The sequence below is a fragment of the Burkholderia cepacia GG4 genome (assembly GCF_000292915.1).
GTDB classification, from domain to species: Bacteria; Pseudomonadota; Gammaproteobacteria; order Burkholderiales; family Burkholderiaceae; genus Burkholderia; species Burkholderia cepacia_D.
In genome coordinates this window covers 279,968-300,836 of record NC_018513.1, presented here as the reverse complement: position 1 = coordinate 300,836, position 20,869 = coordinate 279,968, and the positions used below count along the sequence as shown (strand labels likewise).

The window sequence follows — 20,869 nt, the reverse complement described above, 5'->3', positions numbered from 1 at the left end:
CACCAGGGGGCGGCAAGCCCCTTTGGCGTTTTTATGGCGAACCGACAACCCGTCCCTTTGGTGCCTTTTCGGCACTTCGGGCGGGCCAGGAAACTGGAGCGGCCCGGCGATTTCTCTCGCTGAAACGCACCGCGCCGCCACGAGAGTGGCCTCGCAGAACCGGAAGATATCCATGAGTGAACAGCACAATACGCAACCCGATAACAGCAGCTACGGCGCTTCGTCGATCCAGATCCTCGAAGGTCTGGAAGCGGTGCGCAAGCGCCCCGGGATGTACATCGGCGACACGTCGGACGGCACCGGTCTGCACCACCTTGTGTTCGAGGTGCTCGACAACTCGATCGACGAAGCGTTGGCCGGGTACTGCAACGACATCCACGTGACGATTCACGCCGACAACTCGATTTCCGTGACCGACAACGGCCGCGGGATTCCGACCGACGTGAAGATGAACGACAAGCACGAACCGAAGCGCAGCGCCGCCGAGATCGTGATGACCGAGCTGCACGCCGGCGGCAAGTTCGACCAGAACAGCTACAAGGTGTCGGGCGGCCTGCACGGCGTGGGCGTGTCGTGCGTGAACGCGCTGTCGAGCTGGCTGCGCCTCACAGTGCGCCGTGATGGCAAGAAGCGGTTCATGGAGTTCCATCGTGGCGTCGCGCAGGATCGCGTGCTCGATCAGGTGGACGGCGTGGAAGTGTCGCCGATGCTGGTGACCGGTGATACCGAGAACCGCGGCACTGAAGTGCATTTCATGGCTGATCCGACGATCTTCGGGACTGTCGAGTATCACTACGACATTCTCGCCAAGCGGATGCGCGAGCTCTCGTTCCTGAACAACGGCGTGCGGATCCGTCTCACGGACCTGCGCTCGGGCAAGGAAGACGATTTCGCATTCGCCGGCGGTGTGAAGGGCTTCGTCGAGTACATCAACAAGACGAAGACCAACCTGCATCCGACGATTTTCTTCGCCACCGGCGAGAAGGATGGCGTGGGTGTGGAAGTCGCGATGCAGTGGAACGACAGCTACAACGAAAACGTGCTGTGCTTCACGAACAACATTCCGCAGCGCGACGGCGGCACGCACCTGACCGGCCTGCGGGCCGCGATGACGCGCGTCATCAACAAGTACATCACCGACAACGAAATCGCAAAGAAGGCGAAGGTCGAGACGACCGGCGACGACATGCGCGAAGGGCTGTCGTGCGTGCTGTCCGTGAAGGTGCCGGAGCCGAAGTTCAGCTCGCAGACGAAGGACAAGCTGGTTTCTTCTGAGGTTCGTGCACCGGTTGAAGAGGTTGTGGCGAAGGCGCTGGAAGAATTCCTTTTGGAAACGCCGATCGACGCGAAGATCATCTGCGGGAAGATCGTTGAAGCCGCGCGGGCGCGGGATGCTGCGCGGAAGGCGCGTGAGATGACGCGTCGCAAGGGTGTGCTCGACGGCGTTGGCCTGCCGGGCAAGCTCGCGGACTGCCAGGAAAAAGACCCGGCTAAGTGCGAAATCTACATCGTCGAGGGTGACTCGGCAGGTGGGTCGGCGAAGCAAGGGCGTGACCGGAAGTTCCAGGCGATCCTGCCGCTGCGCGGCAAGGTGCTGAACGTCGAGAAGGCACGCTACGACAAGCTGCTGTCGTCGGAGCAGATCGTCACGCTCGTGACCGCGCTCGGCTGCGGCATCGGCAAGGAAGACTACAACCTCGACAAGCTGCGCTATCACCGCATCATCATCATGACCGACGCGGACGTCGACGGTGCGCACATCCGGACGCTACTGCTCACGTTCCTGTATCGCCAGATGCCGGACATGATCGAGCGCGGGTACGTGTATATCGCGCAGCCGCCGCTTTACAAGATCAAGGCGGGCAAGGACGAGCGGTATCTGAAGGATGACGTGGAGCTCAACGCGCATATGCTGCGGTTGGCGCTGCAAGGGTCGGAGTTGGTGCCGGGTGAGAATGCGGCGGCGATTTCGGGCGATGCGCTTGGGGAGCTGGCGCGATCGTATCTGCTGTCGCAGAGCGTGATCGAGCGGTTGAGCCGGTTGTATGACCCGGCCGCGCTGGAAGCGATCATGGACGGCGTGGTGATCGACCTCTCCAACGAGGCTTCGACCGAGGCTTCGGCGAAGGCGCTGCACGCTGCTTTGCATGATGAAGCGTTGAAGAATGAAGTGCGGGTTGTGCCCTCGTATGACGCGGTTCGCGAACAACGAGCGCTGCATGTCGAGCGGACGCATCACGGCAATGTGCGAGTTTCGGTCATCGACCAGGAATTCCAGCACACGGCGGATTATCAGCAGCTCGTGACCACCGCGAATACGTTCAAGGGGCTTATCGGGGAAGGTGCAGTCATCAAGCGCGGTGAGCGCAGCATGGCCGTCGCGGACTTCAAGAGCGCGATGAAGTGGCTGCTGGCGGATGCTGAACGCAACGTCTCGAAACAACGCTATAAGGGGCTCGGCGAGATGAACCCCGAGCAGCTGTGGGAAACGACGATGGATCCGGCGGTGCGGCGACTGCTGCGTGTGCAGATCGAAGACGCGATTGCGGCGGACGGGATCTTTACTACCCTCATGGGGGATGATGTCGAGCCGCGGCGGGCGTTTATCGAGTCGAATGCGTTGCGGGCGGGGAATATCGACGTTTGACCTGCTCAACAACCGCTACGTCGTAGGGCGCGAGAACAAATGCGACTGCCCAACGCCAAGATGAACGTCGACTCGGCATGTTGATTTCTGGACTTCCACTCCGTAAATCAAAGGTCCGAGTCGCTCGCACCTCATCGATAAATTCAAAGGGTTACAGTGCTTCTCGCCTGTAGCCCTTTGCCTTTTCTAGTGTTCTGTCGCATAAGTAACTTTACATAGACGACTTTCTAAAGAATGGAATCGACGGTTGCGGTCCAGACGAACGGACGTTTGTGCTGGTTGTACTGCTCGACATAGCGCTCGATGCCGGCAATCAGTTGGCGCACATTTCTGAAGGAGCCGTGCCGAATAGCCTGCCATGTGATCAGACCAAACAGTGCTCCACTTGATTGAGCCAACTCAAATACGTCGGTGTGAAGTGCATGTGATACCGCAGGCGCTTCGCCAGCCATGCCTTGACCTCCGGGTGCTTATGCATTGCGTAGTATCGACGATCAGATGCACGTCGAGATCCTCCGGGACCGCATGGTCAATGTGATTCAGGAATGCCAGAAACTCCTGATGTCGATGACGCGACTTGCATTGCGCGATGCCCCCGTCCGTTGCCGTATTGAGCGCAACAAACAAGGTTATCGTGCCATGCTGTATATAGTCATGCGTAACACCTTCGAGATAGCCCAACCCCATCGGCAACACTGGCTGCGTACACTCCAGCGCCTGGCACTCGCTCTTCTCGTCGACACACAGTACCAAGGCGTTGATCGGGGGGCTCAGATACAGCCCCACAATATTGCGGACCTTCTCGACGAAGTACGGGTCAGTAGAAAGCTTGAAGCTCGTCGAGCGATGAGGTTACACACCGAACAGCGACAGATACCGGGCCACCGAGCTCTTCGAAATACCCGTTTTCGCAGCAGCAGAACGCACACTCCAGTGCGTTGCTCCGTCCGGCTTCTCATGCAGCACCTTCGCCAGCAACTCCGCCACGGCTTCATCGTCATGCGCGCGCGGTCGCCCCGGACGTGCTTCGTCATGCAGACCGGCAAGCCCATGCGCGACAAACCGCTTCTTCCAATGCGTGATCGCTGGAGAAGTTACTTCACATTGCGTCGCAATCTCCTGGTTCGTATGACCGTCACCCGCCCTCAAGACAATCTTTGCTCGGCGCACCAGCGAATGAGGCAGCGAACGCGAACGGCTCATCGATAACAATTGTTCTCGCTCCAGCTCCGACACCACAACCTCGATTCCCTTGCGCCCCATGATCGCCTCCTTTCCACTATGGCTCGATCATAAAGCAATGCGAATTTACGTAAGGTTATTTATGGGACGGAACACTGGTAACGTGTAAACATTTCACGGCACGCGACCCGAGCCGAATGCTTCGAGCCCACAGACATCATCAAAAGCAAGCCAATTCTGTATGCCTGTCAGGCCAAGGTGACAATGCATCCCTATCCCGTCCATACTCCGTTTTCCGCATTCACCTTTGTTGCGCATCACGACGGCAAGGCACCGGCCAACGCAATCCCATCTCGTGAACAGCCTCACGGCCGATACCGGAACTTCTTACCGAGCGGCGGAGCCGCTTAGGAAGTCACGCAGTCGATCGGCTTGCGTCGTGCCGACAAAACTGCTACGACCCGAATTCGTCGATTTGATCTAGCGACCTGAGTGAACTGGTGAATCTCACCAGTTCCGCTAAAATAGCGACCTATGACACCCGTACACAGCGCTCCCAAAAGCACTCCTGCCCATTTCTCTGGCCACGAGACGTTCCCCTTACGTCAGATGTGGCTCAAGAAGGTCTGCCATGAAGCAATCAACGGCCAAATTAGCAAAACCACCTTCACCGATAGCAATGCTATCGCGATCTTTGGAGTTGGCAAGAACATGGTGGCCTCAATCCGGCATTGGGCTTTGGCCTGCGGTGTCATGTACGAGGAAGGTGATCACTTTCGATTGAGCCGCCTTGCTTGTGAGATCCTTCAAGACAATGGGCTCGACCCCTACGCCGAAAGCCCGTCAACAGCGTGGCTTGCTCATTGGCAACTAGCTGGCCGCTGTTATCGCTCGACGACATGGTATTGGTTGTTCAATCACGTAACTGCCCCATCGTTTACACGCCAAGAGCTCGAAGAACCTTTGGCGCGCTATGCGCGTGAACTGGATACAAAACACCGCCTTTCTGCCTCGACGCTATCTCGGGACTTGGAGACGTGTCTGCGTAGTTATGCTCCGCGTGTGGCAGGAGGATCTCCAGAAGATTTCGCCGAACCTTTGCTGGGGGAGCTCGGGCTGCTTCAAGAAGTCCACAAAGGCCAATATGCGTTTCGACGCGGCCCCAAAACGTCGTTGCACGATGGCATTTTCGCCTACGCGTTAGTCGATTTTTGGAACCGCGAAGCCGAAGGACAAAGCTCGCTGGCCTTCGAGACTATCGCCTACGCTGATGGCTCCCCCGGTCGCGTTTTCAAACTCGACGAGGAGTCGATCGCCCAACGACTGATAGCACTCTCAGACTTCACAGGGCGCAAGCTCGAGTGGACTGACTCCGCCGGCCTTCGCCAAGTCCACCGTAAAGAACTGTCCAAGAACGACCTCAAAAACATGATCAGGCGCGCCTATGACTGACAACAAGCATGAGACCTTGTCGGACATCGTCCAGATTTCGCGCCAGTATCAGCGCTCCATCCGCATCGACGCCGACATCGGCCGCACCGACGCCCTCTCCGGTTATATCTGCCACACCACTGCTACGTCCGTAGTCGATGGTATGTGCAATCAGCTCTCGGGTACAAACCAACGCTGCTTCACCTGGACGGGCCCGTTCGGCGGGGGCAAGAGTTCATTGGCCGTCGCGCTAGCGAGCGCGCTACATCCCGATAAGAACCTTCGGGTGAAGGCACGCCAAGTCTTGCGCCTGGATTCTAAGCCCGCCTTCGACAAAGCATTTCCTGTCCGCAAGGGATGGCTAATGGTTCCGGCAGTAGGGAGACGTGGCAGCGTTGTTGCCGCACTCCATGGAGCGCTTCGACACGCAGTGGACAAGACAGTCGACGGCCGGGCCAAGCCCACTCCCCAAACCCTAATCGCCGAATTACTCGAAGAGGCCAAGAGTCGCCCGAATGACGGCGTGCTGGTCATCATCGACGAGATGGGCAAATTCCTAGAGGCGTCGGCGCTTGGCTCCGGGGATGATGTTTATTTTTTTCAAGAGCTCGCGGAAGCCGCAGCCCGATCAGAGGGTCGCTTGGTGGTCGTCGGCATACTGCATCAGTCCTTTGCACAATACTCCGTTCGCTTGGGTATTGACACTCGCGAGGATTGGGCTAAGGTTCAGGGCCGTTACGTAGACTTACCCTTCGTCGCCGCCAGTGACGAGGTGGTGGAACTCATCGGTCGCGCAATCGAAGCAAAGCGCCGCCCGGACTGGATGTTCGATGCATCGACAGCTATCGCGGATGCGATTCGCTCACGACGTCCTGCCGTAGGGCAAGACTTCGCTAACGCCTTGGCAACCTGTTGGCCATTACATCCGGCCATGGCCGCGCTGCTCGGGCCAATCTCCAAACGTCAATTTGGTCAGAACGAGCGTAGTACCTTCGGCTTCCTGTCGTCTGTTGAACCGTACGGCTTCCGCTCCTATCTGAACTCGACGCTCATCAGCGAAGCAAGCTGGTATCGCCCCAGTGACTACTGGGACTACCTACGATCGAATCTCGAGCCCGCGATCCTCGCATCTCCCGATGGGCATCGCTGGTCGCAGGCAGTAGAAGCGGTGGAGCGAGCAGAAACCAAGACCGGTGATCCACTGCTTGTATCTCTAATCAAGAACATCGCAGTCATCGACCTTTTCCGCAATGGGTCAGGGCTAGCAGCCGATGCAGCGGTCATCAGCGCACTCTTCTACGATAGGACGCGTGAAGAGCTTGATACCGCACTGCAAAAGCTCTCAGCCCTCAAGGTCATCCTCTACAAGAGCTACACCGGAGCCTGGTCAGTTTTTGAAGGTAGTGACTTCGATATCGATGCGGCCATCGCACAAGCTCTCGCGGCCTCGACCGGCCTCGACTATTTGCGCCTCGCGCAGCTCACGAGTTTGCATCCAGTAGTAGCCAAGCGGCACTATCATGAGACAGGCTCCATGCGTTGGATGGAGCTGTCTCTGTGCAGCATTGAGCAGGCCGAGAAGATCGCCGCCGATTTCTACCCGCGCAAGGGTGAATTCGGGACCTTCATACTGGCACTGCCTAACAAAGGGATGAGTCCGCGGGCCGCGCGCCTGCGTGCGCAAGCTTGCTCGAAGCTCCGCCCTTGGCCAGTGCTGGTGGGTATTCCTACTAACCATGCTCGAATCGCCGAACTTTCCGCGGAGCTAGTGGCTTTGGAGCAAGTTAAAGAGCGCCATGAACTGTCTGGCGACGCTGTCGCTCGCCGCGAAGTCTACGCGCGCTTGGCCGCAACCCGCGCCGACTTGGAGGACCAGCTCCAAGCTGCGGTGTCGCTGGCGAAATGGCACGACGGGACGGATCAAATCATCGAGCCTGGCTCGAAGCTATCACCCGTGGCGTCCCAGCTCGCCGAGGAACTTTTCAGTGCCTCGCCTCCAGTTTGGAGTGAGTTGGTCAACCGCGACAGCATCTCGAGCAACAGTGTGAAGGCCCGACGCGATCTGCTGCATGCGATGGTCAACGCAGAAGGTCAAGAGGCACTCGGCTTTGAAGGCTTCCCCGCTGAGCGTGGGCTCTACGAGACGCTACTCAAAAGCACAGAACTACATCGCCAAGACTCTTCTGGCACTTGGCGCTGCACAGTCCCGGGTGATGGATTTGCCAGGGATTTCGAGCCGTTGTGGGAAGCGACTAGAGCCCTCTTCTCGGACGCAGATGCCCGTGTCGGCGCTCACGAAATCTATGCTTTGTGGAGCGCACCTCCCTTCGGCATGAAGCAGGGCATTCAGCCGGTGATCCTCACCGCGTTCATGCTTGCCCATAAGGCAAACATCGCTGTCTACAAGGACGGGATGTTCGTGCCTCGCCTCACCGATTTCGATATCGACGAGTGCCTACAAGATCCAGATCGTTTCTCGATGCGCTGGGTGGCCATCGACGAAGACAAGAACCGAATCCTCGACGGCATCTCGAAGCTACTGATCGAAATTGGCGAAAGTGCGGGTGCAGCTGACCCGCTCGAAGCTGCGCGCGGGCTAGTAGCCATGGTTTTCAACCTGCCCGAATGGGCTCGAAGAACCCAGCGCTTGGGCGAAACGGCCAAGGCCATACGCGACATGCTCTTGAAGGCCAACGACCCGCACAAAGTCTTGTTCGTCGACCTAGTATCACTACTTAATACCGCCGATGGTAAATCCTATGTGAAGGCCCTGCGCGCGCCACTACGAGAGATCGCGGGCGCATACGGGAAGATGCTTGGCGAGGTAGAAGGCAAAATGCTCGAGGCGCTCGATGCGGACAGGGACGATCTCGAAGCCTTGCGCAAACGCGCTCACTCCGTCGCCGGCGTCTCAGGTGACCTGAGATTGGACGCGTTCGCTACTCGCCTGGCCAACTTCGATGGAGGCCAAGCCTCGCTTGAGGGAATTCTGAGTCTGGCGACAGAGAAACCACCGCGCGACTGGGTGGATCGACACATCGACGCCGCGATCTTGGAGCTCGTGATATTTGCCCGACGCTTTCGCGAAGCCGAGGCTTTCGTTGCCGTCCAAGGGCGCAAGGCACACAGCGAGGCCATCGCTGTCGTTATCGGCACGGGCTCGGATACAAAGACGATCTCACGCTCATTTGCGATCTCGGATCGCCATCGCCAAACAGTGGAAGCCAAAGCCGACGAGCTTGCATCAATGCTAGAGGGCCAAGGGCTAGAGATCGATGTGTTGTTGGCGATCCTGGCCAAGACGGGGATGAAGCTAGCGTTAACCGACAATGAGGTAACCAATGATTGAGCGACACGTTCTAGGGATTTCCGGCGGCAAGGACAGCGCCGCGCTGGCCGTCTATATGCGCGACCGACACCCCGAACTCGATATCGATTACTTCTTCACCGATACCGGCGAGGAGCTTCCCGAAGTTTATGAGTTCCTCGGCAAGCTCGAAGGCCGACTTGGCAAGCCCATTTTGCGGCTAAACCCCGGGCGAGACTTTCGCTTCTGGTTGCGCCAATACAACCACTTCCTGCCCAATCCCAACACGCGTTGGTGCACCCGCCAGTTGAAGCTTGCGCCCTTCGAGACTTGGGTGAAACCTTGGCTGGCGGCCGGCGACAAAGTTACCTCCTATGTAGCTATCCGCGCCGACGAAGACTATCGCGAAGGTTATGCCGCCAAAGCTGACAACTTATTTGTAAAGTTACCCTTCCGCGAAGCAGGCATCGACAAAGCTGGTGTGATCGACATCTTGGAAAATTCCGGCGTCGGCTACCCCAAATATTACGAGTGGCGTTCGCGCAGCGGCTGCACGTTTTGCTTTTTTCAGCAAAAGATCGAATGGGTTCGCCTGAGGAATAAGCATCCGCAGGCTTACGAGGCCGCTAAGGCCCTGGAGAAGGATGCGTTGACGCATGGCTCACCGTTCACCTGGTCCAAGGGCGAGTCGCTCTCCGACATGGAACAGCCTGGACGCGTTGCAGAGATCGAAGCGGAATACGAAATCCGCCGCGCACGGCTACGCAGAAGTATCCCCATCAATCCACTTCGGCCCGTGAAGGCCAGTCCCGAAGACATCGACGATGTCTACGGGGAAGATGAGGGCAACGGCGCTTGCGCCATTTGCCATAAGTAAGATCGAGCTCAAGTGGCAAAATTTGAGTCCACTTCCATACATTCGAAAGTCGATGAGTTAGAGCTGCCTTTTCAGCGCTAACTCACGGACAACGGCCGCATGAAGCCCGCAACAACATGCACGATTTGATTGCAGATCCGAAGACTGTCTGAACACTTGGCTGAACTTGGGCTAGCCGCTGGCTTCCTTTGGGGCGAACGTACTAGCCACAGAGTGTCAACGCAGCCAGGCATCAAGCTTGTCGAACACTCGCCCACAAATGTGCTCGGACCGCTGATCGATAAAGTTGGCGTCCCATTTCAGGCCTGATTCGCCGCGATATGCCAAAGGTGCGAGGTGAGGCAAGTAGTTCGATGCCGCCGTCAAAGCTCTCAATCCGGGTGGGATACTTGTCAGTCCGAGCGCCGTCATCAGCGCCGTCCCAGAGGGGCCAGATGCAGTGTTGCTAGGCGTCGTGAGACTCCAGTAGTAATAGACCTTGTCGGGCCACTCCGAATACACAGACGAATTGACCTGAACAGACAGCAGCGTGAGGTTGCCAATTTTGTCCACAACCGAAAAATTGCCAGGATAGATCGTCTGATCAAAATGAGCTGGAAACTTGATCGTTGACGGTTGGTCGCGCGTCGCCACATGCTCAATCACTTCGTATTCGCGCGCATGCCATGCCCGGCAGTTGAGGAAATTAGCCGAATTGGGCATGCCGTTGGTAAACAATCCTTCGCTGCCTGCGGACAAATCAGGGGCTGCGTCGTGGGAAGCAACAAAGAGCGCGAATCGGCAGACTGACTTCCTCGAATACCATGCCGACTCCTTGGCTTGGTCAACCCAGAGCTGCCGGGCGGCCGAAACATTTGCCGCGTCGTAGATTCCGTGAGCGGCTAGTGCGCGTCTAAACGCGCCCTTCACAAAAGCCTCGTTCTGATTGGCAACGCCCGACATCACGGACATGTTCGCCGTCGAGGACTGAAACAATTGTCGATAGTCTGAGTCTGGGAACCGCCCTTGCTGCGCCCCCATCCAAAGCGTGAAGAACGCTGCCGTGGCCTTGCACACCGATTGAAACTCAGCTGCGGCGATCGCGACCGCCGCGGTGTTGCCCTGCGCCCGCAGAAGCTTGGCATAGAAGACGCTCAAGACGCTGTGCGCAAACTGATGGCCTGCATCTCGCAGAAAGAAGATGCAGAGAGCCGACATGTCGGCCTGCAGCGCGTTCAGCCCAAGTCCTTGCAAGTAATTGACCAAGCCAAACGTCTGCGCGTTCTTCGGAGATTTCCTCGGCTGAATGAAATGCGAGCAGTATTCGGCTTGATCGGCAATGCATGCGACGAAGTCTTTGGCCAGAGCCTGTGGCGGCTGAGGCAACGTGTTGAAGAGCCAATCGCGCTCATCGCTAAACTTTTTGCTGATGACCTCGCCGTTGTAAATCAATGCAGATGAAACGATGACTTTGTCTGTTAGCTCTTCTTTTCCACTGGCCGTGCTTTCAGTCTCGAAGACCCGCTCAATGCGATCCACTTCGGGTTTAATCTCTGTCGCGTAGTTCGCGCCCCATGCTCTCACGATCACCGGCTTGAAGACCTCAAAAGCCGTCAATGGTGTCCCCGTCGCGTTCAGAGACTGAAACATGTCGAATGCCAAGCCCAAGTCCAAACATTCGATCACAACGAGATGACATGAATTCTTCAAGAAAGAACAGGCCGCCAACAGCAGCATCCCGCCATAAAAAGCCGATTGAGCATCGGAAGGCAATACCTGAATGTTCGCCAGATTGGGCGGGTAGGCCATGAAATTCGACAGGCTTCCATTCTGAACTCCATTAGCCATAAATAAGCCATTGGCCAAAGAGAAATCGGCGCCACTTACTTCTCCATCGATCTGACTTTGAAAGACTTCTAGAACACTGCCAACGCGATCGTCAGATTGGATGTTCGCAAGTGGAATACCATCGATGAACTGGGACAAGAACGTAGACGTATTGGATCGATAGAAGTTTTTTCCCATGCCGGCCAGAGTCCATTGATCAGACACGGGGTTTGATGTCACATCCCCAGCGCGAATGATTAATGGTTTGAGTCGAGGCTGAACCCCATTCTTTTTAATCTCTACGGAGAAAAACTCACTAATCTCAGGCTGCTCGTTTTCGAGCTCGCTCGCGAGAACCGCAAATTCTGGCGCCAATGAATTAAATAAATTCAGCTTCTCGACAGTATTGGAAATGCTATGGCTCAACGCGCAAGCCAACATGGCTATTGAGGTGATACGCTGCTGGCCGTCAACGACGTTGGAAACCTTAGTTAAAAGGTTTGGCGTGTCGGTATGCGTACCAACCGTCACATTCTTCTCATCGTGAAGTATCACCGTCCCGAGGAAGATGCTGTTGCTCGGCTTCGTAAGTGTCCGTTTGATTCCAGAAAAGATATCGGTTACTAGTTTCTCGGCGTTCTCCTCATCCCATGAGTAATTCCTCTGATAGTAGGGGATGTAAAACCCTCGCCCAGGTTGAGAGAAAAAGCTTTGCAGACTATCTGCGCTATGCGTAAAGGACTGGCTCATGTACCCCCCGTCGTGTCTATTAGTTAGTGTTGTCAGATCGAATAGCCGCCACAGCCGCCTCAATATCTTGGTCGGAAAGGAACGGGGCCTGAGCGAAAACCAAGCCCTGTTCGCCGTTAAGCTTGGCTGCCAAGTGTCCGCGGCCAAGCAGCAATTCAGCTCCGGGCCTGTCGAGCGCGATCTTGGACGTTGCCTCACTGGACACCTTCAAGATCAGGCGATTGCCCAAGTTCTCTCGAAGCTGCATGGGCATGACATCCTTGTCGGGCCGTTGCGCCGCAAAGATCAGGTGGATACCGGCAGCGCGGGCTTTCACACCTAAGCGCTGGACTGCGGCCCCCACCGCCGACTTATAGGCATCGTCGAGCATCCAGTCGGCGAACTCGTCATGCACCAAGAAGACCATCGGAAGGCGCTCCTCGGCCGAAACCTTCGAGTTGTAGGTCGGCAGATCGCGAGTCCTGGCCTTGGCGAAGGCCCGATAGCGATCCTCCATCTCCTGGACCAAAGCCTCGAGTACCTCGGAAGCCTTCTCCTTAGAGGTAACGATCTCGTCGCGCATGTGTGGCAAATCCGCCAGGGAAGCGTAATCCACACCCATCTTGGGATCGATCAAGATGATCTGCGCCAACTCTTTCGGATTGGTCGCGGCGATGTCCAGGAGCAGCGCTTGGATTAGCACCGACTTGCCGCTACCAGTAGCACCAGCCACGAGCGAATGCGGTTCATGTGACGAGAGGCCGCCGAACTCGGCGCCGAGGTTCAGATACAGTAGCGCGCCGTTGATCTCCTGAAGCCCAAGCAAGAAAGAAGTGTTGATGCCGGCTACGTTGCGATTGATCTCACGGCGTGACCACAGCTCCCACAGCGACACCGCCTGTCTCTTCGCTCCGGCGACTGTCACCACGATCTCGCCTGGTTTCGGTTGAACCGTCACGAGGTTTATCGCGTGCGTTGTCAGAAGCTGCATACGTTTGCTTTCAATGTCCTCGACGCGCAACCTATCGGAGCCTGCCAATCGAACCAGACAACCATTGGGCGTCAGACGCGTACCCAGAATCGCCGCCTGCAGGCCGTAGCTGTTAAGCGCAGTTTTGAGCTTCTTGGTGACGTCTTGGGCCCACGCCTCTCGCTCGACATCCGCCAGCGCACCACCTGCAAACTTGGTGGCGACTAGGTCGGAAAGCGAGGCGCCGAGTTCGGTGGGCACCGCATGCCCTGGAATCGCCGCCGAAGCTGTCGCGGCAGGTGTAGATTCGGCCGGCTCTTGCCACGGAGCCTCAGACTCGGGCACTGAGCCACTTGATTGGATCAGCGCACCGGTATCCGTCACGGCCGCAGAAGCTTCGTCCGAGAAGGACGCCACGGGACCATTGGCAAGCTGCCCAATGGCCGCGAGCCATGGCACCCGCGGAGCTGGCTTCTTGAAGCCGTGGCCGGCCCAAGGCTGATGGGAACCAAGTCCAGCCCGAGCTTCAAATCCCCCGTTTCCTTTGGCATAGGCCTCGGCGAGCTTTCGAAGATCAGGTCTGTCGAAGACCTCTTGCCAAGCTTGAATGCCATCGACGTCCTCGAGCAATTCCTGGTCCGAAGCGGAAGTCGAACCTGCATCGGAAGTATGGACAAACACTTGCGAGTAGCCACGTAGGGAGATTTCTACGTCACCTTCGCGGAGCTTCGCTCTCGCACGCTCCATCAGGTCAGTCATGCCCGGCGGGATCTCCGCATCGATGAGCATGTCAGCCAAGCGGGCGAGCCACACGTCGCGATCGAGGCGACCTGGGTCGCCGAAGAGCGCCTCCCGGAACATGCTCAGCGTCGCTAGGAGCTGGTCCTTAGAGTCGCGACGAGCCTTGGCCAGGCCATCGGCACCGACATACTTTGATTCGACGATCGAGATGATGACGCGGACACCCTCCTCTCGCTCCTCGACATTGAGCGCGAGAATGTCGGCGATGCGACTCTCGGGCTGGGAAAGCCAGCTCGCGTAGTCGTCAAGCAGGAAATAGGCCGTCAATACCTGATCCCCGCCAGCCGCGGCCTTGAATTCCTCGGCCAGCAAGTGACGAGAAAACACTAAGCCGATCATCTCTCCGGCGGAGACGCCGCGCTTTGCAGCGCGAAGCACGATGTCGCCCGAGACAGAAAGCGCGTCGCGTTTGGCCTTAGCGGAAGCAGCCTGGATCTCCTCGGATCCCAGCTGGAGGTTCAGCTCGTCCAAGCGCCGGCGCACTAGCACGCCGAGCAACCGCAGCTCGGAGGTTGAGCTGACAATCATGTTGCGGCCGTTTGTCGAGCCGCGGCGGTAGCGCACCACCGTGATGTTGTTGTGCTGGAGCTGGCGTTTATCAAGCAGCTCATCGTAAGTCGCGACCCATTCGGCCAAATCGTGCGCGTCCTTGATCATTCCCGCCAAGGCTGGGCTTTGCAGTGAGATGCGCCGGGCCGGCAGATATCGCTCGTCGGGCAACGCATCAGTTTGACGGCAAACGGCGGCGACGGCGGACACATAAGCCCAGCCCGAAGCGGTCTGCCAAGGGCACGTCAAGAACGTCGTCGATTTGAGCTCGTTTTCGCCTGAGACGCTACGGTAGGACCATCGCGAGGGCGCATGCTCCATAGTGGGCCGATCGTTAGTCCAGGGAACTGACAACCACTCCGACTTGGCTGCGCGCGCGATCACGTCATGCAGGAAAGCGACGTCGAAGGCTTTGAAGCCCTGCGCGCTCTCGCTGGGTGTGGCTGAAATTGGCATTACAGAGATGCGCAGCTTCGAGATGAAGTTGTCACTGGTCTCGCTAACCACCGGCAGATTCGGATCGTCGCCGGCCTTGTTGACTAGCTCACCATAGACGCTACGAAGCTTCGCCGGATCAGAGTGGCGCATTGACACACTGCACTGGAGCTTTCCATCCACCTGAATCGATGAAAGCTCACGCACAGTCGCGAGGGGCAACTCCGCCGCATCGGCGTTGTAGAGCACAACACTAAGGTTGGAGGCCTCATGCGGCTGTAAACCGACGTAGCGCTCTAAGAGTTCGCGCACCTGCTTGGCAGCACCAGCCGGATCGACATCGGTCATGGCGTCTTCGACGCCGCGCGTAGGCGATTCAAAGAGGCTGTAACCGTTGACCGTGCTGCTCTCAGAGACCAGCACCGGAGCACCCGCGCGGTTGAGGACAGCTATCTCGGGATAGAACGGGTGCGCGATTTCATCGGAGAGCTCACGCATGAAGATCTCGCGATCTCCGTAGAGAATGTTCGTACTTGCGAGCAAGTGCGTGGCAAAACCTGCCACGCGCCGGGACTTAACTGCCAACGCCTTCATCCGCTCTGGGTGCCACGGCGGGATGATCAGCGCCAGATTGTCGCCAGCCACGCGTGCCGTACCAACCGAAAGCACCTCGGAGACCAAGCGAGAACGGCAAACGTCACCGCGCGCGTGAGCCATTAAGGTCGTCAGTAGCACTCCAAAGGATTCGGCCTGCCGCATGACGGCCTCGCCATGCAGGCCCGTGGAGACAAAGTCCTCCAACGCCTTGATGTACTCCTCCTCGAACTTATCCCACGCACCGCGGATCTCGTCGCGCTGATGCAGCGTCAACCGACCTTCGTCATAGAGCTCTTTAATCCGCCCCTTTATATCGTGGCGAAGGCTGCGCAGCTTATTGGCCGCGGGGACTAGCGAGCCGGCGTCCGTCGAATAGGTCGCTTCCAAGGTGCCGGTGTCGATCAGAGAGACATTCTGGACGCCCCCCTTCTTGCTCACGAGTCTGCGGGAAACTTCCGTGCACCCCACCGCTCCTTTCTCCAGGAGGCGTCGCATATCGGCGGCCATCGATAAACCGATCGACGTTGGCTTGTAACTCCACAGGAGCTGTGTCTTGGCCAGCACCGTTTCTTTGCCGTTTGCGACCTGCATCAGGGCGACATCGAATTTGATCTGCAATGCTGTCCGCGAAAGCGAGGCATTTGGCCGGACCTTGTTCTTCTTGTCGTTGCGCAGCTCCTTTTCCTTGGCAAAGAACGCTTCATAGTCAAACAGCGGGTCGGGCAAGTTCGCATTGCCCAGCCGCTCGACCTTCCAATCGACTTTGGAGCCCATCAGCTCCTTCAAGCCGCGATACATCGCCGAGAAGTAGCTGCCGACATCATAGTTGAAGCGTTCGCGCCACTCCTTGCGGCCCTTGGTGACGGTAAATCGCAGGATGCGCTCACCCTCATGATCGCGCAGGCCGGCATGCAAACTGTTGACCACGCGGACGAAGCCGTCAAAGAAATCGTTGCACTCGATGGGTTTACCATACAGGGCCTTTTCCCAGCGGGAGCAAAGCCTGGCATCTTGCTCAAGCAAGCGGCGATGCCTGACGAAAAACTCTTCATCCTCCTCATTGAAGTCGGAGCGGCGCTCGCGCGACTTCAAGTCATCCAAAAGCGTACGGCACTCGGCGTCCAAAGAATTCTCTTGATCACAGTCGTGGTCAAAAAAATGGATCGTCGAGTCGGCCAAGCCGAGCTGCTTCTCCTTAGGTTTGTCGAATGCCAAGTAAACGCCGTCGCCTTCCCACTCGAACTGCGCGAGGTCCGAGGCCGCTTCTTGATCGCCAGCCGGAGCTATAGCAAATGCGTCTAGTGCCTGGCGCGCACCTTCGGTGATTTCCGCCGCGTTGGCTTCGATACGCTCGGCAAGCTCTTCAGCGTCGAGCGGTTGGCCGTTCTGTCGAAGCTTCTTGAGCAGTGGCGCTCGCTGGGTGAAGAGCTTGGAGAAGGCCTTCTGCCACGGCTTGCGCGTAGCCGCGAACGTCTTGGCGTTGGAGAAGAAAGAGCTATCCCTGGGAAGCCCCGCTCGCGGCAGCGCAAAACCGACTGCATCACGGATGGGCAAGCCACGGGTGCAAATCGCCTCGACGATGTCGGAGCAAAACCCGCCAAGCTGTACCAGCGAGAGTTCAGAGGAGGAAATCAGTCCATCGAGAGCTGCATAGAACACAGCCCGGTCGTCAGGCACCGGCGAGAGTCCGCCCGCGTATAACGCAGCCTCGACCCAAGGCTCGGGGTCGACTCGCATCTCCTTAGCACCGATGGCCATAACATGACCCAGTGTGTCGGCCAGGTTATGCTCGTTGCCGTTCGCCGTGAGGATTGACGCCTTGGAGGTCACAGCGTTGTTGCGCACGTAGCCAGCGTTGTGAGAAATCAGGATCTCCGCAGGCAGGTTCTGGCCTTCGACCAGTGCCTCGGGAATCATCAGATCAACGCGGGCAAGTAGATCCGGATTAGCCAAGATCGCCCGCGCTACTGCCGCGATCTGGCTGGCCGAGAGCTTGTCGAGCCGGAAGAGCGCCGCCGTGTCACCCGGCTGCTCGGGATTGGAAATGCGCTTGGCGAGGATGTCTGCGCCGACGCGCCCGATGATGCGATCGGTCAGCATTCAGCCTCTCCCTTAAACGCAAACGGGTTTTCAACAAACGAACAAGAATCGGAAAGCCTGCGGACCAAGCCCAAGCCAACAAGTCGAGCTTCGAGGTTGTTCCGATTCTCGCTGAACTCCTCTTGGTCAACCAACTTAGCGTCAATCAAGCGCGCGCCTTCGGCGTCGCCGAGCACCAGACCATAGCGCCGCTTGGCTTCGGCCAGAAACTCGTCGAACTGCATGCGATCGTCCACGATGGCCACTACGATCGACTTGAGCAGTCGGTCGTTGGGAGCGTAGCGAGTACGGCGCGAAAGTCGGCGAGAGCTGAGGCCGATCGCGCGCGCCCAAGACGCGTGGATCTTACCGACATGCTGTTCGTGCCGCGCGAGTGCCAATTCGACCAGTTTTCCGACGAGATCGTCCGGGCTCCTTCCGGAGTATTCTTCGTCGTCGCCGCCATCGGGCGGCGGCCACTGGAAGCGCTCACGCATATGCTTCACACGCTCAGCCTCGGGAAATTCACTCGAGACGGCCGCGCTCCATGAAGTGTCCTGCCGAACCGACTCCACATGAGCACGCACCGCCTTGGCTGGCAGCCCCTGATTAAACTGGTAGCTGTCGCCTGAGAGCGCGCGAACTTTCGTTCGCTCCCTGGAAACGATTTCGCAGACGATCTCGACTGGATCGTCATCGCCCGCGATCCGCTTGGCCCGCTCAAGGAAGTAGAGGAGCATGTTCAGGCCAGAGATGGTGATCAGGTGCTCCAAGGCGTCGTAGATTGGCATATCCTTGGCAAGAATGGACAGCCAGTCTTCGCAGATTTGATCGAAGCGCGCGTTCGAAACCTCGGGCAAGTAGCCCGAAGGCCGGGGATCGTCTGCAAGCTGTGGCGGCCCCTGCAACGCACGCGCCAGCCGGTTCATCGGAGCCTCGCGGTCAAACAGACGCTTGGCCAAGATGTCGCCAAGCTCCGCTCCCCGCTTTGCACGGGTGAGCATCAGATAGAGCAACTCGCCAGTGCGCGCGAAGAAGCGCCGGTCGTTACTCATCTTACCGCGCGAGTCGATCTCCAAGTCCTCATAGAGGGCGTCGGGACCGAAAGGGAAGACGAACTTCGAGCTCCAACGCTTGTTACTACGTGATTCGAACGAGGAGGAGCGCAACAGCTCGATTGCCTTGGCGAAGTCGTCGAAGCTAGAGAACGAGTGACGCAGGTAGGCCATGTCGTCATCGCCGTTGCCCGTCTTACCCTGGTCGAACTTCTCGAACCACTGCTTCCACTTCTCCTCGTCAGGTAGAGCACTTTCGGCGATAGACTCGACGTAGGGGTTGTTGAACAGCAAGCCGCGCAGGCGGATTTGCCGCTGGGGTCGAAACTTGATCGCACCACCCGAGCCCTCGTGGGAGCGCAACGGCTTGTCGAGGTTCGAGCCGAGTACGCCCAAGAACTCGAGCACTGTCAAATGCGGAAGCTGCTCGTCGTAGAGGCGGTGCCCCCAAATATTCTCATCGACGCAAAAGTCGACGCTCTTGATCTCTGGACGTTTGATGATGTCGCTCACGCCGGCGCCCTCACAGTCACGGGACGAGCAAAGCCGCGGCCTCCAGGTTCGATGTCGATGAAATTCAGCGTCAGCGCGGTTGCCTCCCCGCCAAGTTCGTCGTCGTCACCTGCGAGCCTGGCGTTGCGAACGATCTCAGCCTTGCGCAGCAGCTTGGCCTTGAAAGCCAGCAGGTCCTCAAGACATTCGTTGGAAAAGCTCGCCGGCAGCGCGCCGCTGGCAACGCGCGCTAAGAACTCGTACCGGATGGGTGTGAGATCGAAGGCAACAGAATTGCCTGGGCCGGGCGAGAGCGATACGTCGAGCTGCGGGCGACCGGTCTCCTCGTCGAGCTTGATCGCCATGCCCACCCCGCCTTGTCGCCGCGAAGGCGTCTCATGGTCGCAGAGCACACTCACACGGCTTTGGGTGAAGCCGCCAGAACTAGCGATGAAGATGCGATCGACATTCTCCAAGAGCAGGCCCGTCATGACCCGGTTGAGTCCCTTGGCGATATTCCCTCGGACCGTCTCGTTCACGGGTTTCTTGAAATTGAGTGATTCGATGATATCCAGGTAGTCGCCCGCAAAGCGAAAGGCGGTCATCGACCAGCGGGAGTAGCCCGCCTCGGCTTCCGGCACGGTGAAATAGAGCCGGCGACGCTGAGCTTCGAGCATATCCAAGAACTCGGACGAACCGCCCTCCAAGCGCGCACCCTCGTGCCCCTCCAAGTAAGCGTCTTGACCAGCACGGAATTCAGCAGTCGCACCGTAGACAGGATCTCCGCCCACTAGGCGATTGAAGTCGGCTTGGAGCCGCGAATCATCCTTGCCGTATACCAAGAGGCCGTCGGCCGCGTTAGTGGTTTCCTCCCCGACTCCGAAGCTGGCCATGGCCTTGAAGACGGGACGGTCGGCGGCCCTGCGCGTAGGCAAGTTAGCTCCGAAGGCATTAGCGTAGATGCTGGCCTTGCCGATGTGGCCGCCTTCTTGGATCTTGGCCACGTCCGCGCAGGTCATCAGGTTTTCCTTGGCGTCCTTGGCGTCGGAATAGCCAAGGACCATGTTTGAGCACAGCGCAAGCAGGTCGCGCACCGGAAGGTGCAGCCCGTTGAGCCGCGCAATTTCGACCAGATCACCCAGACGACGCGCGAGTTGCCCTCCATCAGAATCGCCAAGAAGCCTGCGGCGGTTTTCATCGATCGGGCAGATCTTGCCGTCAGCTTTGAGCGAGCAACGTTTGCAGTTGTCCCACTCAGGATGACCTGCCACTGCCTTGGCGACCTCGTCGAGCGTCTTGCGGGTAGTCGTACGGCTGAGGTCGAAGACGGCCAGCCGATCGGGCGCCGGACCCGCTTGCAGGAAGCGCTCTTGCAGGGGCTTTCGAAGTGGGTGGACTCGGCCCTGACGCTTGCCCAGATCGCGCAAGCGGTCAAGAAGTTGGCCGTGGTTGGCCGCCAAGATCACCACCTCAGAGTCATCGCCTCCCAGAACTGACTTTTCGAGCCGCTGCAACGGCACATCACTCTCCTCGCCATTGAACTCGGAGAGATCTTTGATGAAGACTGCCAAGCGGCCGTCGGGCAGGAGCAGCTCCTTTACATTGCCTTTACCCGCCCAGACTTTGGGATCGCCGCCAATGTAGGCCCACAGAGCCCGGCAGTGGTAAGTCTTGCCATCGCCGGCCGTCCCGGCTATCAATAGTGACCCCGGCACCTTGGATTCGATATGCTGAACCATCGCCTCGAGCTGCGGCGTCGACAGGCTAATCGGTTGGACTCTCGCCCTACCCAGCGCACCGGACACGTATTCGTCGAACATCGTCAAGTTGTTCGGCGTCGGGCCATAGCTACGCAGAAATCTGACCCAGCTACTTGCTGGCAGCCCCTCACTTTCTTTGCGCTCATATTGTG

The 20,869-nt window shown here is 58.1% G+C and carries 8 protein-coding genes and 1 pseudogene; 4 read left to right on the top strand and 5 right to left on the bottom strand.

Annotated elements, in window-relative coordinates:
- The first annotated feature begins 172 nt into the window (after positions 1-172).
- Positions 173-2,647 (top strand): DNA topoisomerase (ATP-hydrolyzing) subunit B, encoded by a 2,475-nt coding sequence (gyrB, locus tag GEM_RS01280; RefSeq protein ID WP_014895647.1) that lies wholly within the window; start codon positions 173-175, stop codon positions 2,645-2,647.
- A gap of 227 nt (positions 2,648-2,874) precedes the next feature.
- Here the strand turns inward: gyrB and GEM_RS01275 are convergent.
- Positions 2,875-3,910 (bottom strand): annotated as a pseudogene (locus GEM_RS01275) (IS630 family transposase).
- A gap of 528 nt (positions 3,911-4,438) precedes the next feature.
- Between GEM_RS01275 and GEM_RS01270 the strand changes: the two are divergent.
- From GEM_RS01270 to GEM_RS01260, 3 genes are read left to right on the top strand one after another with little or no spacing between them, the layout of a single operon-like run.
- On the top strand, positions 4,439-5,281 hold the full coding sequence (locus GEM_RS01270; RefSeq protein ID WP_041490426.1) for a DUF4007 family protein: 843 nt from the start codon (positions 4,439-4,441) through the stop codon (positions 5,279-5,281).
- Positions 5,274-8,609: a hypothetical protein gene (locus tag GEM_RS01265; protein ID WP_014895645.1), complete on the top strand. Its 3,336-nt coding sequence runs from the start codon at positions 5,274-5,276 to the stop codon at positions 8,607-8,609. Before GEM_RS01270 ends, GEM_RS01265 begins: the two co-directional genes overlap by 8 nt.
- Positions 8,602-9,444: a phosphoadenosine phosphosulfate reductase family protein gene (locus tag GEM_RS01260; RefSeq protein ID WP_014895644.1), complete on the top strand. Its 843-nt coding sequence runs from the start codon at positions 8,602-8,604 to the stop codon at positions 9,442-9,444. Before GEM_RS01265 ends, GEM_RS01260 begins: the two co-directional genes overlap by 8 nt.
- 216 nt (positions 9,445-9,660) lie before the next feature.
- Here GEM_RS01260 and GEM_RS01255 read toward each other — a convergent pair whose 3' ends face one another.
- From GEM_RS01255 to GEM_RS01240, 4 genes are read right to left on the bottom strand one after another with little or no spacing between them, the layout of a single operon-like run.
- A complete protein-coding gene (locus GEM_RS01255) occupies positions 9,661-12,000 on the bottom strand; it encodes a DUF262 domain-containing protein (RefSeq protein ID WP_041490425.1) in 2,340 nt (779 codons plus the stop codon).
- Positions 12,001-12,019: 19 nt separating this feature from the next.
- A complete protein-coding gene (locus GEM_RS01250; protein ID WP_014895642.1) occupies positions 12,020-17,431 on the bottom strand; it encodes an FtsK/SpoIIIE domain-containing protein in 5,412 nt (1,803 codons plus the stop codon).
- On the bottom strand, positions 17,425-18,978 hold the full coding sequence (locus tag GEM_RS01245) for a hypothetical protein (RefSeq protein ID WP_014895641.1): 1,554 nt from the start codon (positions 18,976-18,978) through the stop codon (positions 17,425-17,427). The genes GEM_RS01250 and GEM_RS01245 overlap by 7 nt, the downstream gene beginning before the upstream one ends.
- Positions 18,975-20,777, bottom strand: coding sequence for a hypothetical protein (locus GEM_RS01240; RefSeq protein ID WP_041490580.1), 1,803 nt, complete (start codon positions 20,775-20,777; stop codon positions 18,975-18,977). The genes GEM_RS01245 and GEM_RS01240 overlap by 4 nt, the downstream gene beginning before the upstream one ends.
- Between the last annotated feature and the right edge of the window lie 92 nt (positions 20,778-20,869).

Coding starts and splice junctions, on each gene's coding strand:
- gyrB (WP_014895647.1), top strand. CDS start 173: ATGAGTGAACAGCACAATACGCAACCCGATAACAGCAGCTACGGCGCT.
- GEM_RS01270 (WP_041490426.1), top strand. CDS start 4,439: ATGTGGCTCAAGAAGGTCTGCCATGAAGCAATCAACGGCCAAATTAGC.
- GEM_RS01265 (WP_014895645.1), top strand. CDS start 5,274: ATGACTGACAACAAGCATGAGACCTTGTCGGACATCGTCCAGATTTCG.
- GEM_RS01260 (WP_014895644.1), top strand. CDS start 8,602: ATGATTGAGCGACACGTTCTAGGGATTTCCGGCGGCAAGGACAGCGCC.
- GEM_RS01255 (WP_041490425.1), bottom strand. CDS start 12,000: ATGAGCCAGTCCTTTACGCATAGCGCAGATAGTCTGCAAAGCTTTTTC.
- GEM_RS01250 (WP_014895642.1), bottom strand. CDS start 17,431: ATGCTGACCGATCGCATCATCGGGCGCGTCGGCGCAGACATCCTCGCC.
- GEM_RS01240 (WP_041490580.1), bottom strand. CDS start 20,777: ATGTTCGACGAATACGTGTCCGGTGCGCTGGGTAGGGCGAGAGTCCAA.